16 protein-coding genes and 1 tRNA gene are annotated in these 14,899 nt (G+C 72.9%); 6 read left to right on the top strand and 11 right to left on the bottom strand.

All coding sequences use genetic code 11. The features are described 5' to 3' along the window. Positions 1–62: 62 nt before the first annotated feature. Positions 63–986 carry a 1,4-dihydroxy-2-naphthoyl-CoA synthase gene (locus IEY93_RS08920; RefSeq protein WP_189162506.1) on the top strand — a complete coding sequence of 308 codons (924 nt, stop codon included), beginning with the start codon at positions 63–65 and terminating at the stop codon, positions 984–986. 170 nt (positions 987–1,156) lie between these two features. After that, positions 1,157–1,954 carry an alpha/beta fold hydrolase gene (locus IEY93_RS08915; protein WP_189162505.1) on the top strand — a complete coding sequence of 266 codons (798 nt, stop codon included), beginning with the start codon at positions 1,157–1,159 and terminating at the stop codon, positions 1,952–1,954. A 151-nt stretch (positions 1,955–2,105) separates the two neighbouring features. Here IEY93_RS08915 and IEY93_RS08910 read toward each other — a convergent pair whose 3' ends face one another. The 4 genes from IEY93_RS08910 to IEY93_RS08895 all read right to left on the bottom strand — a co-directional run bounded on the left by IEY93_RS08910 (position 2,106) and on the right by IEY93_RS08895 (position 3,693). Beyond that, entirely contained in the window at positions 2,106–2,423 is a 318-nt protein-coding gene (locus IEY93_RS08910; RefSeq protein WP_189162504.1) for a helix-turn-helix domain-containing protein, read from the bottom strand. Next, positions 2,420–2,611 carry a type II toxin-antitoxin system RelE/ParE family toxin gene (locus tag IEY93_RS08905; protein ID WP_203968666.1) on the bottom strand — a complete coding sequence of 64 codons (192 nt, stop codon included), beginning with the start codon at positions 2,609–2,611 and terminating at the stop codon, positions 2,420–2,422. Before IEY93_RS08905 ends, IEY93_RS08910 begins: the two co-directional genes overlap by 4 nt. Before the next feature lie 138 nt (positions 2,612–2,749). Beyond that, positions 2,750–2,823 (bottom strand) — tRNA-Lys (locus tag IEY93_RS08900). A gap of 105 nt (positions 2,824–2,928) precedes the next feature. Then, positions 2,929–3,693: a nuclease-related domain-containing protein gene (locus tag IEY93_RS08895; protein ID WP_189162503.1), complete on the bottom strand. Its 765-nt coding sequence runs from the start codon at positions 3,691–3,693 to the stop codon at positions 2,929–2,931. A gap of 225 nt (positions 3,694–3,918) precedes the next feature. Between IEY93_RS08895 and IEY93_RS08890 the strand changes: the two genes are divergently transcribed. Beyond that, complete coding sequence (locus tag IEY93_RS08890) at positions 3,919–4,593, top strand: TetR/AcrR family transcriptional regulator (RefSeq protein WP_189162502.1); 675 nt, start codon at positions 3,919–3,921, stop codon at positions 4,591–4,593. A gap of 16 nt (positions 4,594–4,609) precedes the next feature. On the opposite strand, the gene IEY93_RS08885 is transcribed toward IEY93_RS08890, so the two are convergent. The 5 genes from IEY93_RS08885 to IEY93_RS08865 form a co-directional block, all read right to left on the bottom strand. Beyond that, positions 4,610–5,737 (bottom strand): acyl-CoA dehydrogenase family protein, encoded by a 1,128-nt coding sequence (locus IEY93_RS08885; protein ID WP_189162501.1) that lies wholly within the window; start codon positions 5,735–5,737, stop codon positions 4,610–4,612. Beyond that, positions 5,734–6,912 (bottom strand): acyl-CoA dehydrogenase family protein, encoded by a 1,179-nt coding sequence (locus IEY93_RS08880; RefSeq protein ID WP_189162500.1) that lies wholly within the window; start codon positions 6,910–6,912, stop codon positions 5,734–5,736. The genes IEY93_RS08885 and IEY93_RS08880 overlap by 4 nt, the downstream gene beginning before the upstream one ends. A 150-nt stretch (positions 6,913–7,062) precedes the next feature. Then, the gene (locus IEY93_RS08875) at positions 7,063–8,274 is read right to left on the bottom strand and encodes an acyl-CoA dehydrogenase family protein (RefSeq protein WP_189162499.1); all 1,212 of its coding nucleotides are present in this window, start codon (positions 8,272–8,274) and stop codon (positions 7,063–7,065) included. Continuing rightward, positions 8,274–9,308, bottom strand: coding sequence for a phosphotransferase family protein (locus IEY93_RS08870; RefSeq protein WP_189162498.1), 1,035 nt, complete (start codon positions 9,306–9,308; stop codon positions 8,274–8,276). Before IEY93_RS08870 ends, IEY93_RS08875 begins: the two co-directional genes overlap by 1 nt. Before the next feature lie 282 nt (positions 9,309–9,590). Next, the gene (locus tag IEY93_RS08865) at positions 9,591–10,193 is read right to left on the bottom strand and encodes a TetR/AcrR family transcriptional regulator (RefSeq protein WP_229690992.1); all 603 of its coding nucleotides are present in this window, start codon (positions 10,191–10,193) and stop codon (positions 9,591–9,593) included. 54 nt (positions 10,194–10,247) lie between these two features. Here IEY93_RS08865 and IEY93_RS08860 point away from each other — a divergent pair, with 54 nt between their 5' ends. Beyond that, the gene (locus IEY93_RS08860) at positions 10,248–11,462 is read left to right on the top strand and encodes an FAD-dependent oxidoreductase (RefSeq protein ID WP_189162497.1); all 1,215 of its coding nucleotides are present in this window, start codon (positions 10,248–10,250) and stop codon (positions 11,460–11,462) included. 7 nt (positions 11,463–11,469) lie between these two features. Here IEY93_RS08860 and IEY93_RS08855 read toward each other — a convergent pair whose 3' ends face one another. Both IEY93_RS08855 and IEY93_RS08850 read right to left on the bottom strand, forming a co-directional pair. After that, a complete protein-coding gene (locus IEY93_RS08855) occupies positions 11,470–12,366 on the bottom strand; it encodes a DMT family transporter (RefSeq protein ID WP_189162496.1) in 897 nt (298 codons plus the stop codon). A 274-nt stretch (positions 12,367–12,640) separates the two neighbouring features. Further along, on the bottom strand, positions 12,641–13,000 hold the full coding sequence (locus tag IEY93_RS08850; RefSeq protein WP_189162495.1) for a VOC family protein: 360 nt from the start codon (positions 12,998–13,000) through the stop codon (positions 12,641–12,643). Between the two features lie 260 nt (positions 13,001–13,260). On the opposite strand from IEY93_RS08850, the gene IEY93_RS08845 reads away from it, so the two are divergent. Then, on the top strand, positions 13,261–14,268 hold the full coding sequence (locus IEY93_RS08845; RefSeq protein WP_189162494.1) for a DMT family transporter: 1,008 nt from the start codon (positions 13,261–13,263) through the stop codon (positions 14,266–14,268). A gap of 285 nt (positions 14,269–14,553) precedes the next feature. Next, the coding region (locus IEY93_RS37950; RefSeq protein ID WP_229690991.1) for an MFS transporter at positions 14,554–14,899 on the top strand (346 nt) is incomplete at its 3' end.

Below are 14,899 nucleotides of genomic sequence, written 5' to 3'. Positions count from 1 at the left end.
CCGACATACGGTTACGAATGGTGTGATTTGGTCGGCCTCCGCGAAATCGTTATTCTGCTGTCGTGTCAAACGTCAAGGTTTCTGAGCTGTTCGATCCGCTCGCGTGGGACGAGGTCAAGGGGTTCGACTTCACCGACATCACCTACCACCGCTCGGTGGAGACCCGGCACGGCAAGCGCGTCGTGCGCATCGCGTTCGACCGGCCGGAGGTCCGCAACGCCTTCCGGCCGCACACCGTGGACGAGTTGTACCGCGCCCTGGACCACGCACGGATGAGCTCCGACGTGGGCTGTGTGCTGCTGACCGGGAACGGCCCCTCCCCCAAGGACGGCGGCTGGGCCTTCTGCTCGGGCGGCGACCAGCGCATCCGCGGGCGCTCGGGGTACCAGTACGCCAGCGGTGAGACGTCCGACACCATCGACCCGGCGCGTGCGGGCCGGCTGCACATCCTCGAGGTGCAGCGGCTGATCCGCACGATGCCGAAGGTCGTGATCGCCGTCGTGCCCGGGTGGGCCGCGGGCGGCGGGCACTCCCTGCACGTGGTCTGCGACCTGACGCTGGCCTCGGCCGAGCACGCCAGGTTCAAGCAGACCGACGCCGACGTCGGCTCGTTCGACGCGGGCTACGGCTCGGCCTATCTCGCCCGGATGACCGGCCAGAAGTTCGCCCGGGAGATCTTCTTCCTCGGCGAGGACTACACCGCGGCCGAGATGCACGCCATGGGCGCGGTCAACCGCGTCGTGCCGCACGCCGACCTGGAGACGACCGCCCTCGACTGGGGCTGGAAGATCATCGGCAAGTCGCCCCAGGCGCAGCGCATGCTGAAGTTCGCCTTCAACCTCGTGGACGACGGCCTGGTCGGGCAGCAGGTGTTCGCGGGCGAGGCGACCCGGCTGGCGTACATGACCGACGAGGCGGTGGAGGGCCGGGACGCCTTCCTGGAGAAGCGCCCGCCGAACTGGGAGTCCTTCCCCTACTACTACTGACCCGGCACCACGGGCACGCCGCGCGGGCCCGCGCCCGCGCGGCGCCCGCGGCGTTCCCGTCCCGCTCCGGGCCTTTCCGTCTCCGTCCGTCCCCCTGTCTCCTCCTGTCTCCCCACGCGGCCGTCGCGCGCGCCGGGGCGTGAGATCGTCACCACTCTCTAGGAGTCACTTTGGCCATCGCGTACGTCAATGGGCGGCATCTCGGCTACTCCGACACCGGAGGCGACGGGCACCCCGTCATCCTCGGCCACGGCTACTTCACCGACCATTCGGTTTTCGCGGCCCAGGCCGAGGCGCTGCATCCGCGATGGCGGGTCATCGCCTGGGACGCGCGCGGGCACGGCGCCACCGCCGACGACGGCGAGCCCTGCACGTACTGGGACCAGGCCCGCGACGTCCTCGGCCTCATGGACCACCTCGGCCTGCCCCGGGCCACCGTCGGCGGCATCTCACAGGGCGGGTTCATCGCGCTGCGCACGGCGCTCCTCGCGCCCGAACGCGTCAGCGCCCTGATCCTGTCCGACACCGAGGCCACGCCGTGCGACCCGGCCGACAAGGCGGGCTACGGGCAGATGTTCGCGGCCCTCGCCGAGCACGGCCCCATCGACGACCTGCTGATCCCGCTCTCGCGGCAGATCATCGGCGACGACCCGCACGCCGACGAGTGGCGTGAGCGGTGGAAGCACGTCGTACTGCCGCTGGGCGCCGCGGCCGGCTGCCTGCTGGAGCGCGACGACGTCAGCGACCGGCTGGCCGAGATCACCTGCCCCGTCCTGCTGATGTGGGGCTCAGAGGACCGCTCGCTGCCCCGGGACCGCATGGACCTGCTCGCCGAGCGCCTGCCCGCCGCCACCCCCGTGCGGGTGATCAGCGGCGCCGCGCACACTCCGGCGCTGACCCACCCGGCGGAGGTCAACCGCGTCCTGCTGGAGTTCCTCTCCACCAGCGCCTCCTCCGCCGCCGCCTGACCCGGCCGACGCCCGCCGACAAAGCCCAGGCGCGCCCCGATCGCCCTGGGCTCGGGGTGAGCCTGCACGTACGTAGGCGGCGGAACCTCGTTTCGATCTCGCGGCCACGCCGCACCGCTTCCTCGGGCCGTCAACAGTGGGGTGCTCGCGGTCAAGCGATTGCGGTGATGTCACCGTTGTCGAAGTAGATGGCCTGGTGAAGGCGTCCGCCGATAGCGGCGGCGTAGCGTGCGAGTACTTCCTGTCCGGAGATCTTGCCCGGTTCGATCTGGGAGACCCGCCCCTTGGTCACCCCCATCCGTTCGGCGACCTGTTCCTGGGTGAGGCCGCGGGTCCGGCGGATTTCCGCGAGTCGATGTCCGAGTACTTCGGCGAGGAGTTCGCCTTTGCCTTCGGCCACAGCGGCTTCCCCGCCTGCTCGCTCGACATGCTCGGCCCGGATGTCGCTCCATCGCGAATAACCGCTCATCGTCCGTCTCCCTCCTCTTCCTCTTCCGCACGGGACCGCAGATAGATCCCGTATCGCTTCTCGGCTAACGGGACCGCCTCTTCGTACCATTCATTCCACCGACCGGCCTTGTCAGCGGCCACCAGGAGGATGCTGGACCTCCATGGATCGAAGGCGAACAGGATGCGTACGGTGTCCGGTCCGTGAATGTCACTGTCGCGTCGGTGGGCGAGTGGGGATCAACCGGTCGTGATGGGGTCCTCTGGGCAGTGGACCGCCACTGGGCTTCCCTCTGAAAACGGGCAGGGCGTCCATGATCTCGATCATGGACGCCCTGCCGGTTGCCGTGCGCCGCCAGGGACTCGAACCCCGGACCCGCTGATTAAGAGTCAGCTGCTCTAACCAACTGAGCTAGCGGCGCTGGAAGCACGACAAGATTAGCGCACTCTCCGTCCCACTTCGTACCGCTTAGGCGGTCGGGTGGCCGCAGGACGCCGTCCGGCCTCTCGTGGACGCCGGACGGAGTTCAGCTCATCCGGCGGAGGATGCGCGCCGCGGTACGGGCGAGCACCTCCACCTGTTCCTCGTTCAGGTCGGCGTGCGCGTCGCCCAGGATGTACCTCGCGGCCTTGCGCGGCAGGAACAGGATCAGCCCTTCGGCGGAGACGAACGGGCCCCGCAGACGCCCGCCGTGCACCGCCAGCAGCGGGGAGATCTCGACCGGGACGCCGGACTCGCGGCTCAGGAGCTCACCCATGGCCGCGGCGGCGTCCACGAGTTCCTTGGCCACCTTCGAGCCGTACTTCTCTCCCAGGAAGAGCCGGCCGCCATAGGCCGCGATGTCGGTGTCGGGGGACCACGCCTCGTTGTCCACGATGTACACGCCGCCCGGCCCGATCACCAGGTGGTCGATGGACGCCTTGCCGGGGACGGCCCGCCCGTCCAGGACGCGGTACCCGTGCTTGCGCAGGCTGCGCCGGAGCAGCCGCCCGGTGCGGACCGCGCCGCTGCGCTTGCCGCGCCAGACCGCGGTGGCCTCGAACATGCGCCAGGAGATGACCGCGTCGGCGCCCCAGACCAGCCCGCCGCCCACGATGCCGAAGAGGAAGGGCAGCGGGGCGCCACGGTAGAGGGCGAGGGCGAAGATCAGGATCGCGCCCGCGCCCGCCATGAAGTGACGGCGGCGACGGCGCTCGGACCTGGTCTCCCGCCATCGGAGCTCGTACATCACCGATGGCGAGCCCCACTTGAACTTGTCGTCAGGCGGTACGTAGATGGAACCATTGGGCACCGGAAACCCCCACGATTTCGGGCTCAGTCGACTACGTTGTGGAATACCCAATCCGGGGCTCCAACTTGTCCAAGGTTACGGAACAACCCCCTCCACGCCACAGCGCGGGCCGGTGAGAATCCCGATTCCGGGGGCAAGTGGGCACTCCGGAAGGCGCGATGTCACAGAGCGTTAACCGACCAGTCGGTATGCTGCTGGCATCGCGATACAGGGGAGGCGTCCGAAATGGCGCGCAACGGGGCCCGGCGGCCGGCCACCACGGACGACGCCCCGGCCGACGGCACCGGGACGGGCGGGCCGGGCGAAGGCAGGGCCGGGGGCGCCCGGGCGGACGAGCCGGTCCGGCGGCGGCTGCTCGCCGAGGCGACCCGGCTGTTCGCCGAGAAGGGCTTCGAGAACACCTCGGTGCAGGAGATCGTCGGCGCCGCTGGGGTGACCAAAGGGGCGATGTACCACTATTTCGGCTCCAAGGATGATCTGCTTAAGGAGATCTACGCCCGCGTACTGCGGCTGCAGATGGAGCGGCTCGACCGGTTCGCCGACGCGCCGGGGCCGGTCGCCGAGCGGGTGCACGCGGCCGCCGCCGACGTGGTCGCCACCTCGGTGGAGAACCTCGACGACTCGAAGATCTTCTTCCGGTCGATGCACCAGCTCGCCCCGGAGACCCGCAAAGCCGTGCGGGCCGAGCGGCGCCGCTACCACGAGCGCTTCCGCGACCTGCTCACCGAGGGGCAGCGGGCCGGCGTCTTCCGCGACGACGTGCCCGCCGACCTCGTCGTCGACTACTTCTTCGGCTCGGTCCACCACCTCGGGAGCTGGTACCACACCGACGGTCCGCTGGCGGGCGCGGAGGTCGGCCGCCACTTCGCCGACCTCCTGCTCGCCTCTCTGCGCCCCTGACGGCGACCAGGCCGGCTCAGGCGGGGAGCGGGGCGGGCAGATCGGCGAGGTCGGCGAGGGCGTCGCGGTGGTCGCCGGGCGTGCCGAGCGCGATCTCGTCGGCCTTCGCGCGCTTCAGGTACAGGTGCAGCGGGTGCTCCCAGGTCATCCCGATACCGCCGTGCAGTTGCAGGCACTCCTCCGCCGCGTGCACGGCGGCCGTCCCGCACCACGCCTGCGCGACCGCCACCGCCAGCGCGACCTCCCCCGCGCCGCCCTCGTCGGCGGCCCCGGCACCCGGCGTCCTCGCCAGGGCGTCGGCCGCGCCGCGCGCCGCCGCCCGGGCCTGGACGATCTCCATCCACAGATCGGCGAGCCGGTGCTTCAGCGCCTGGAACGAGCCGATCGGCCGGGCGAACTGATGACGTTCCTTCACGTGGGCCAGAGTCGTGGCCAGGCACCACTCGGCCAGCCCGAGCTGCTCGGACGCCAGCAACCCGGCCCCCATCGCTAGCGCCGCGCGCAGCGGCGCGAGGTCGGCGCCGACCGGCCGGCCCGGCGTGCCGTCGAAGGTCACCATGGCCACCGGCCGGGTCAGGTCCAGCGAGGTGACCACCTCGACGACCGCGTCGGCGGCGTCCACGGCGTACAGCGCACCGGAGGCGGGGACGATCAGCAGGTCCGCGGCGTCGGCTCCCGCCACGGCCGTGACCCGTCCGGTCAGCCGCCCTGCCTCGGCCCGCACGGCGGCCGGCGGGGTGCTCAGGGCGTACGGCGAGGTGGCCAGCGAGACGGCGAGGGCGGCCGTGGTCTCGCCGACGGCCAGTTCGCCGAGCAGCTCGCGGGCGGCGTCCCCGCCGCAGCGCACCAGCGCCCACGTCGCCATGACGGCGCTGGTGAGGAAGGGCACCGGGGCGACCGCACGGCCGAGCTCCTCCAGCACGACCGCCGCCTCGCGCGCCGAGGCCCCCGCGCCGCCGAGGTCCTCGGGGATCAGCAGCCCGGCCGCGCCGATGTCCCGGGCCAGGGCCTTCCACAGCTCGGCGTCGCGCCCCGGGGCGCTCTCGGCCCCGGCGAGCACGGCCGCGGGCGGGCACCGGTCGGCCAGCAGGTCGCGGACGGCGGCGCGCAGCTCCTCCTCGACCTCGGAGTACAGCAGGGTCATCGCGGCAGGTCCTTCCAGGGGACGTTCTTGTCGGCGCGGGGCTCGGCGGGCAGGCCGAGCACCCGTTCGGCGATGATGTTGCGCAGGATCTCGGAGGTGCCGCCCTCGATCGAGTTCCCCTTGGCGCGCAGGTAGCGGTAGCCGGGGCCCCGGCCGAAGAAGTCCACCGACTCCGAGCGGCGGAAGGTCCAGTCGTCGTACAGCAGGCCCTCCTCCCGGCGCATCTCGACCTCCAGGCCGGACAGCGCCTGGTTCAGGCGGGCGAAGGCGAGCTTCACCCCCGAGCCCTCCGGTCCCGGAGCCCCGGCGGCGAGCTGCTCACGCAGCCGCGCCCCGGCGAGCCGGGTGACCTCGGCCTCGACCCACAGGTCGAGCAGGCGCCGGTGCAGGTCGTGGGTGCGCAGCTCCGGCCGGTTCCGCCAGGTCTCGGTGATCTCGGCCAGCATCCCGCCGCCGCGCCGCCCGGGCGCGCCGCCGATCGCGACCCGCTCGTTCATGAGCGTGGCCTGGGCGACCCGCCAGCCGTCGCCCACCGCGCCCAGCCTCAGGTCGTCGGGCAGCCGCACCCCGGTGAGGAACACCTCGTTGAACTCGGCCTCACCGGTGATCTGCCGCAGCGGGCGCACCTCCACGCCGGGGGCGCGCATGTCGCACACGAAGTACGTCAGGCCCTGGTGCTTGGGGACGTCGGGGTCGGTGCGGGCGACGAGGATGGCCCAGCGGGCGAAGTGGGCGCCGGAGGTCCACACCTTCTGCCCGTCCACGACCCACTCGTCCCCGTCGCGTACGGCGCGGGTGGCCAGGGTGGCGAGGTCGGACCCGGCGCCCGGCTCACTGAAGAGCTGGCACCAGACCTCCTCGCCGGTCCACAGCGGCCGCAGGAAGCGTCTCTTCTGCTCCTCGGTGCCGAAGGCGAGGATCGTGGGCGCCGCCATGCCGAGCCCGATGGCCAGCCGGCCGACGTCGTGCTGCGGCGTGCCGGTGAGCGCGCGCTCGACCACGCTCTGCAGCTCGCGCGGCGCGCCGAGCCCGCCGAGGCCCTCGGGGAAGTGCACCCAGGCCAGCCCGGCGTCGAACCGCGCCCGCAGGAAGTCGAGCGGCGGGGTGGCCGCCGGGTCGTGCCGCGCGAGGAACGCGCGGACCCGCTCCTCGACCGCCGTCTCGTCCACTGTCACGAACAGGTCCCTTCGATCGTCCCTATCGGAATACGGCCTCCCCCGAGGAGCGGGGTCATCCGCCGGAGTACGTCACCCCGCCGGGGCATGCCGGGCATGGGGAGAGCAGGCCGGCGCCCGCCGGTACGGAGCGCGGCGGGCGGGGCGGCCTCATTCGACGGTCAGGTACTTCTTCAGCTCGCGGCGGGCCAGAGAGCGCTTGTGCACCTCGTCGGGTCCGTCGGCGAGCCGCAGCGTACGGGCCGCCGCCCACAGCCCGGCCAGCGGGAAGTCCTGGCTGACGCCGCCGGCTCCGTGCACCTGGATGGCCTTGTCCAGGATCCACTCCACATCACGCGGCGTGGCGATCTTGATGGCCTGGATCTCGGTGTGCGCGCCCCGGTTGCCGACGGTGTCCATCAGCCAGGCGGTCTTGAGCACCAGCAGCCGCAACTGCTCCACCTTGACCCGCGACTCGGCGATCCAGTCCTGGACCACGCCTTGCTGGGCTACCTGCTTGCCGAAGGCGACACGGGCCAGGGCCCGGCGGCACATCAGCTCGATCGCCCGCTCGGCCATGCCGATCAGGCGCATGCAGTGGTGGATGCGGCCCGGCCCGAGACGCGCCTGGGCGATGGCGAACCCGCCGCCCTCCTCACCGACCAGGTGGTCCACCGGGACGCGGACGTCCTCGAACCGCACCTCGGCGTGGCCGCCGTGGTCGCCGTCGGTGTACCCGAACACGTGCATGCCCCGCTCGACCGTGACGCCGGGAGTGTCACGGGGCACCAGCACCATGCTCTGCCGCCGGTGCTCGGGGCCCTCCTGCGCGGTCTTGCCCATGACGATGAAGATGGCGCAGCGCGGGTTCATCGCCCCGGAGGCGAACCACTTACGGCCGTTGATGACGTACTCGTCACCGTCGCGCACGATCGAGGTGGCGATGTTGGTGGCGTCCGAGGAGGCGACCTCGGGCTCGGTCATCGCGAACGCCGACCGGATCTCGCCGTCCAGCAGGGGCCGCAGCCACCGGTCGCGCTGCCACGCGCTGCCGAAGGTGGCGAGCAGCTCCATGTTCCCGGTGTCCGGCGCGGCGCAGTTGGTGGCGGGCGGGGCGATGCGCGGGCTGCGGCCCATGATCTCGGCGAGCGGGGCGTACTGCAGGTTGGTCAGCCCGGCGCCGTACTCGCCCGGCAGGAAGAGGTTCCACAGGCCGCGCCCGCGCGCCTCCGCCTGGAGGTCCGCCAGCATGGGCGGGGCGGTCCAGCCGCTCTCGGCCGCCTGCCACTCGAAGGCCTCCTCCGCGGGGTACACGCACTCGTCCATGAACTCCAGCAGGCGCTTGCGCAGCTCCTCGGTGGTGCCGTCATAGGCGAAATCCATCAGCCCTCCAGTGCGTCGAGTGCGTGCAGGCCGTGCGCCACCAGCGGGGCGACGTGGCCGCCGATGTCGTCGAAGCCCTCCCCGACGGTCAGGCCCTGGGTGTGCCGGAAGTGGATGCCCTCGGCGATCACCGCCAGCTTGAAGCACGCGAGCCCGATGTACCAGCCCAGCCCGGACACGTCCAGGCCCGCGCCGCGCGCGTACCGCTCCGCCAGCCCGGCCCGCGCCGTCCCGGCGGCCGGGCCACCGCCGGTCGCGGAGCCGTCCCCGAGGGTGGGGTCCTCGGCCGCGGCGGGGCGTCCGCCGGTGTCGAGCTCGGCGAAGTCGCCGTAGAGCAGGAAGAGGGCCAGGTCGGTGAGCGGGTCGCCGAGGGTGGACATCTCCCAGTCGAGCACCGCGGCCACCCGTCCGTCCGCGATCAGCGTGTTGCCCGGCTTGTAGTCGCCGTGCACGATCGTGTGGCGCTGGGTGGCCGGGACGGACCGCGCGAGGCGGCCGGGGAGGTCGTCGATGCCGGGGATCTCCCTGCTGCGGGAGGCGTCGAGCTGGCGCTTCCAGCGCCGGACCTGGCGCTCCAGGAACCCGTCCGGCCGGCCGAACGTGGCGAGCCCGACGGCGGCCGGGTCCACGGCGTGCAGCCGGGCGAGGACGTCGGTCAGCTCGGCCTCGATGGCGGGGGTCGCCGGCGGCTGAGCGCCCTCGACGTACTCCATGACGTAGAAGGGCGCTCCGATGACCTCGGGGTCCTCGCAGAGGTGGAAGGTGCGCGGCACGGGGACGCCGGTGTCGCGCAGCGCGGTCATCACCTGGTACTCCCGGGCCATGTCGTGCGCCGTGGCCAGGACGTGCCCGAGCGGCGGCCTGCGTACGACCAGACGGTGCCCGCCGTCGTCCACGAGGTAGGTCAGGTTCGACTTGCCTCCGTGGATCACCTCGGCGCTGAGCGGGCCCGCGGCGAGGCCGAGCCCGCCCAGATGGGCCGCGAGCCGGCCGAGGTCGAGGCCCGGTGGGCCGGCGTCGTTCCGTACGGGCATCGCGCTCCCCAGTCGTCCCAGTCCCCGGAGCGTACCGACCGGACGGTATGCGTGTCGACATTCCTCCGGCACGGCCCAGCCTACGGCCGGGAGGGTCCGGCGGCACGAGATCACCACCGTCACCGGAGCTGGGGAGCACGTTCGCGAGGGCCCACGGCTCTCCCGATCACGGAGATACGGGATCTTCCCCACCAGGTCGCCCGGGTCATCTGGCCCAGGCGGACGAACGCCGGATCGCAGGACCGGGTCGCTCGGATCGGCTGCGGACGCGGTCGTACCGGATCAAGCTCGGCCGATGGGGTCCGCGCCGCTCGCGGGCCCGGCGAGCATCCCGTGCAGCACCTCGCGCATGCCGCTGCGCAGCGCCTCCTGCGTGGGGGTGCCGCCCGCGCCGGCCACCGCGTCGAACAGCACGCCCTCGGCGAAGGCGACGAACTGCCGGCCGTGCCGTTCGGGGTCGCGGGAGCCGGCCGCGGCCAGCACGGCGGCGGCGACCTCACGGAAGCGGCGTCCCGCCTGGTCGTACACCTGGCGCAGGTCGGGACGGCGGGTCGCCTCCAGCGCCAGCTCGTACCGGGCGAGCGCGGTGCGCCGGTCCTCGGTGAGCCGGCGGTACAGGAGCGTGGCCATCAGGTCGGCCAGCCCCGCCGCCGACAGCGACCCCGGCGGTCCCGGCGAGGGGGTGGCCGCGAAGTACGCCTCCTCCAGCGCGGTCAACCGGGCCAGGGTGAGCGCGAGGAGCGCCGCGCGGGTGCGGGCGAGGTTGGAGGTGGAGCCGAGGGGCAGGCCCGCCGCCTCATCCACCGCGCGATGGGTCAGGCCGCGCATCCCGCGCTCCACCAGCAGCGTTATGGCCGTCTCCGCGACGAGTTCCTCCCTGTGCACCAGACCAGACTACATGTGTAGTAGCGTTACTACAGGTGTAGTGGAGGAGGGGACATGTCCCAGGCCGTGGTGATCGGCGGTGGCATCGGCGGGCTGACCGCGGCGGCGGCCCTCGCGCGGGAGGGGTGGTCGGTCACCGTGTGCGAACGGGCGCCCTCCCTCGCCCCCGTCGGCTCCGGCCTCGCCATCGCCCCCAACGCGCTCAGGGCGCTGGACACGATCGGCGTGGGCGACGAGGTGCGCGAGCTGGCGGCGATCCAGGGCCCGGCCGGGATACGCAGGGCGGACGGCCGGTGGCTGCTGCGCACCAGCGCCGAGGCCGCCCTGGCCCGGTTCGGCGAGCCCACCGTCGTGCTGCTCCGCGCCACGCTGGTCGACCTGCTCGCGAGCCGGATCCCCGCCGGAGCACTGCGTCTGGGCACGACCGTCCACGGCGTCGACCCGGGATCCGGGCGGGTCACCACCAGCGGTGGCGAACTGGCGGCCGACCTGGTGGTGGCGGCGGACGGCATCGACTCGGCCGTCCGCCGCGCGCTCTTCCCCGGGCATCCGGGCGCCGTCCATTCGGGGGTGACGAGCTGGCGGCTGCTGGCCGACCGCCCGGCGGGCGAGTCGCACGGCGGCGAGTCGTGGGGGCGCGGCACGCTCTTCGGCGTGATCCCGCTCGCGAACGGCCTGGTGTACTGCTACGCCACCGCCCCCGTCCCCGTCCCCGGCGACGCGGCTTCGGTGCCGGACGGCACTTCGCGGACCGCAGGGCGTACCGGCGACGGCTCGGCGGCCGGTGGCGGTCATGAGCTGGAAGGCACCGCCGGCGAGGACGGTCGGCGGACCGAACTGGCGCGGCTGTTCGCCGGCTGGCACGACCCGATCCCCCGGCTCATCGCGTCGGCGCATGCGGGGTCGATCCTGCGGCACGACATCCGCTGCCTGGCCGCTCCCCTGCCCGCCTTCCACTCGGGCAGGGTGGCGCTGCTCGGCGACGCGGCGCACGCGATGACCCCCAACCTGGGGCAGGGCGCGTGCCAGGCGATCGAGGACGCGGTCGTGCTCGCGCGGCTCGCGGGCGATCTTCCCGCCTACACCAGGGCCCGGCTGCCCCGCACCACCATGATCATGCGGAGGTCCCGTGCCCTCTGCCGCCTCACCCGCTGGTCCAACCCGCTGGCCGTCGGCGCCAGGGACGCGGCCATGGCACTCGCGGGGCGTGCGGGCGATGTGACCCTCCGCCGGTTCGACGACGTCTTCACCTGGCGCCCGCCCCGGTGACCAGGCGCTATCTGATCCCGGCCTCGACGCCCGCCTCGGAGGAGACCGGAAGGGGAATGTCCGGGTGCGGCGGGCTGACGGCCTTGGTGCTCTCGGGGGCCAGGCGGCTCAGAGTGATCGTTCCCGCGATGAGCACGGCCGCCGAGACGACCGCCGGGATGACGTCACCGGCGCCGCTCGGCAGCGGCTCGCCGAGCAGGATCGCGCCCGCGAGCACCGAGGTGATCGGGTCCACCACCTGGACCCCGGCATAGGCGATCCCGAAATATCCGACCGCGTAGGACTTCTGCAGCAGCACGATGGCGAAGACCAGCAGCACCGGGATGGCCAGGGTGAACCAGTGCAGCAGCCGTGACAGGTCGCCGCCGAGGCCACCGCCGACGACCCGTACGAACGTCGACACCGACGCGGTGACCGACCCCGCGCCGATGGACAGCAGCAGCGCCTTGGCCGAGCCGCGGACGCGCCGGGCGGCGAGGTTGCACACCGCGACCACCACGCCGACGACGGCGAGGAAACCGATCGCCTCCGGCGTGGACAGGACCGGCCGGGTGTTGGTCTGCGGGATCAGCAGCATCAGCCCGAGGAGCCCGGCGGCGACCGCGATCGAGCCGAGCACCTCCGGCCGGCGCGGCCGCCGGCCGTGCAGCACCGCCGCCAGCGGGACGGCGAAGACGAGCGTCGCCACGCTGACCGGCTGGATCAGCACCAGCGGGGCGAAGCTCAGCGCCACGGCGTGCAGCCCGGCGCCCAGCAGGCCGATGACGCCGCCGATCAGCCATCGCGGCCGGCGGACGAGCTTGAGGTTCGCGCCCCCGTGGACGGCCTCGTACTGCTGCAGCGCCGCGCCGCCCGCATAGCCGAGCGCGCCGACCAGCGCGATCGACACGCCGAGCCAGATCATGAGGTGCCACCGGCGGGTGGCACGCGGACAGCCAGGAGCGCATGTGAGGTCATCAGAGGGAGCACCCGGTCAAGCTTAGGGACTAATTTCGAGGACACGGTCGCCCTTGGCCGCATTACCCCACGAACGGCGACATATGCCCACCCCTAAGATTCCCGCCGGTCACCCGGCGCTGGGCCTCGCCGGCACCCCGCCACCGGCCGCCGCAAGCGATGCCGCGCCCCGCCCGTCCCGGCCTTGAGCCCGCCGGGCGTCACGGCGGGCCCGGTCCGGGTCAGGAACGCTGGGGGCACACGCAGAACAGGTGACCCTCCGGGTCGGCGAGCACGACCCAGCCGTCCCCGGGCTGGAAGTCCGGCTTGGTGGCGCCCAGCTCGAGGTACTCCTTGACGGCCTGGTCGACGTCCGGGACGCGGAAGTCGAGGTGGAACTGCTTGTCCGGGCCCGGCCACACGGCCGGCTTCCGCTCGGGGACCCGGCCGAAGTAGATGTTCGTCGTCCCGTCCCCGACTGCGGCGTACTCCGCTTCGGCGTACTGCACCTCGAACCCGGTGATGGCGGCATAGAACTCGGCGAGCTTCTTCGGCTCGGCACAGTCGATGGTCACGGCGATCAGAGTCGCTTTCGTCGTCATGCGCTCCATCGTGGCCGCCATACCTGTCACCCAGTGTCAGGTACGGAAAGAACCCTGTGGCCCGCACCGCCGCGGCGGCAGGCGGACGGAGCGGGCGGACGCGGCTACGCTGGCCGCGTGCGTCCGATTTTGTGCGTTTCACCGCCGCCCGCCGCTTAGCGGGCGGTTCCTCGTCTTGAGACCGGGTCTGGACGGCCCGGCGAGTGGATGCTGCCCGCAGTCCGGGGCCTTTTCCGCTTCCACTCCTCCGGAGAGAGTTCATGACGCACGTCTCCGTACGGCGAGGCATGCTGTACGTCATCATCGCGGCCGCCATCTGGGGTACGGGCGGCCCCGCAGCGGCGCTGCTGTACCAGGTCAGTGGGCTCGGACCGCTGGCCGTCTCCTTCTGGCGCTTCGTCTTCGGCGCCCTTGTGCTGTTCGCCGCGGCCCGTCTGCCGGGGCTCGGCGGGCCGCGTCCCGCTTGGGCGGGGCTGCTGACCGTGGGGGCCGGGCTGGCGGTGTCCCAGGCGGCCTACTTCGCCGCGGTCGCGGTCGGCGGGGTCGCCGTGGCGACCGTGGTCACGCTCGGGACGACGCCGTGCCTGGTCGCGCTGGGGGCGCGGTTCGTCCTGGGGGAACGGCTCGGGCGCCGGGGTGCGGCCGGCATGGCGCCGGCCCTGGTGGGGCTCGCGCTGCTGGCCGGCGGGCCGTCGCAGGTCTCGGTGGCGGGAGTCGGCCTGGCTCTGGCCTCCGCGGTCGCCTACAGCGGGATCACCCTGCACTCCCGGTACACGCACGCCGACCGCGCGTCAGGCCCGCGTACCCGCCCCGGGGATGCCCGGGGCGGACGGCCGCCGGTGATCCGGGCCGATGCCTGCGGAGAAGGTCCGGCCATCGCGAGCGAAGAAGCGCCCGCCGGAGGGTCCGGGTCCGCGGCGTACGGGGCGGCGATGTGGGGGTTCACGGTGGGCGGACTGCTGCTGCTTCCCGTCGCCGCGCTCGAAGGGCTGGCCCCGAGCGGGAGCGGGGCGGCCTCGGCGGTGCTGCTCGGCTACCTCGGCGTGGCGCCGACCGCGCTCGCCTACAGCCTGTTCTTCACAGGGCTGTCAGCGGTGCGGGCCACGACGGCCTCGATGGTGACCCTGCTGGAGCCGGCCGGGGCGACGCTGATCGGCGTCCTCCTGCTGGGGGAGCGGCTGACTCCGGTGGCCGCGGTGGGCGCGGCCCTGATGACGTGCTCCGTGCTGCTGATGGCGGCGGCCGAGCCGCGCGAGGGCCCGCGGTGACGATCCGCGGTCATCAGGAGAGTTCTCCCTGACGTCCGGCCCGGGGCGCCGAACACCTCGGGCCGGCGTGCTGCTCGGGTCTCCGGTGCGGGGCATGCCCGGCTCCGGTCGTCGGTGCCGAGCCGGGCGGCCTCGGGCCGGGTGGCCCGGCCGGGGCCGTCCGGGCGCCTCGGCCCGCCACGCTCGGGCGAGGCCCGTTCCGGCCGGCAGCGAGCGCGGCCGGGGGAGGTTTCCGGGAGGCGTGAGGGGAAAGACCTACCGGATTCCAAGGGGAAGGTGGCGGCGATGGGTGCCGAGGCAGCCGGGCTGACCCGCCGGCAGGTCCGCCTGGTCTTCGCGGGGCTGATGGTGGCGCTGCTGCTGGCGGCGCTGGACCAGACGATCGTGTCCACCGCGCTGCCGACGATCGTGGGCGATCTGAAAGGCCTGCAGCACATCGGCTGGATCGTCACCGCCTACATCCTGGCCTCGACCATCGGCCTGCCGATCTACGGCAAGCTCGGCGACCTCATCGGCCGCAAGATCGTGTTCCAGGCCGCCATCGTGATCTTCCTGGTGGGGTCGGTGCTGTGCGGCATGGCGCGGAACATGCCGCAGCTCATCGCCTTCCGTGCCCTGCAAGGGCTCGGCG

It is taken from the genome of Sphaerisporangium melleum, assembly GCF_014646695.1.
Taxonomy (GTDB): Bacteria; Actinomycetota; Actinomycetes; order Streptosporangiales; family Streptosporangiaceae; genus Sphaerisporangium; species Sphaerisporangium melleum.
This window is presented reverse-complemented; position numbering and strand designations above follow the sequence as displayed.

What these genes read in the sequence shown, in the direction of transcription:
- IEY93_RS08860 (WP_189162497.1), top strand. Translation starts at nt 10,248, where the DNA reads ATGTCCCAGGCCGTGGTGATCGGCGGTGGCATCGGCGGGCTGACCGCG.
- IEY93_RS08870 (WP_189162498.1), bottom strand. Translation starts at nt 9,308, where the DNA reads ATGCCCGTACGGAACGACGCCGGCCCACCGGGCCTCGACCTCGGCCGG.
- IEY93_RS08910 (WP_189162504.1), bottom strand. Translation starts at nt 2,423, where the DNA reads ATGAGCGGTTATTCGCGATGGAGCGACATCCGGGCCGAGCATGTCGAG.
- IEY93_RS08845 (WP_189162494.1), top strand. Translation starts at nt 13,261, where the DNA reads ATGACGCACGTCTCCGTACGGCGAGGCATGCTGTACGTCATCATCGCG.
- IEY93_RS08850 (WP_189162495.1), bottom strand. Translation starts at nt 13,000, where the DNA reads ATGACGACGAAAGCGACTCTGATCGCCGTGACCATCGACTGTGCCGAG.
- IEY93_RS08885 (WP_189162501.1), bottom strand. Translation starts at nt 5,737, where the DNA reads ATGACCCTGCTGTACTCCGAGGTCGAGGAGGAGCTGCGCGCCGCCGTC.
- IEY93_RS08875 (WP_189162499.1), bottom strand. Translation starts at nt 8,274, where the DNA reads ATGGATTTCGCCTATGACGGCACCACCGAGGAGCTGCGCAAGCGCCTG.
- IEY93_RS08890 (WP_189162502.1), top strand. Translation starts at nt 3,919, where the DNA reads ATGGCGCGCAACGGGGCCCGGCGGCCGGCCACCACGGACGACGCCCCG.
- IEY93_RS08855 (WP_189162496.1), bottom strand. Translation starts at nt 12,366, where the DNA reads ATGATCTGGCTCGGCGTGTCGATCGCGCTGGTCGGCGCGCTCGGCTAT.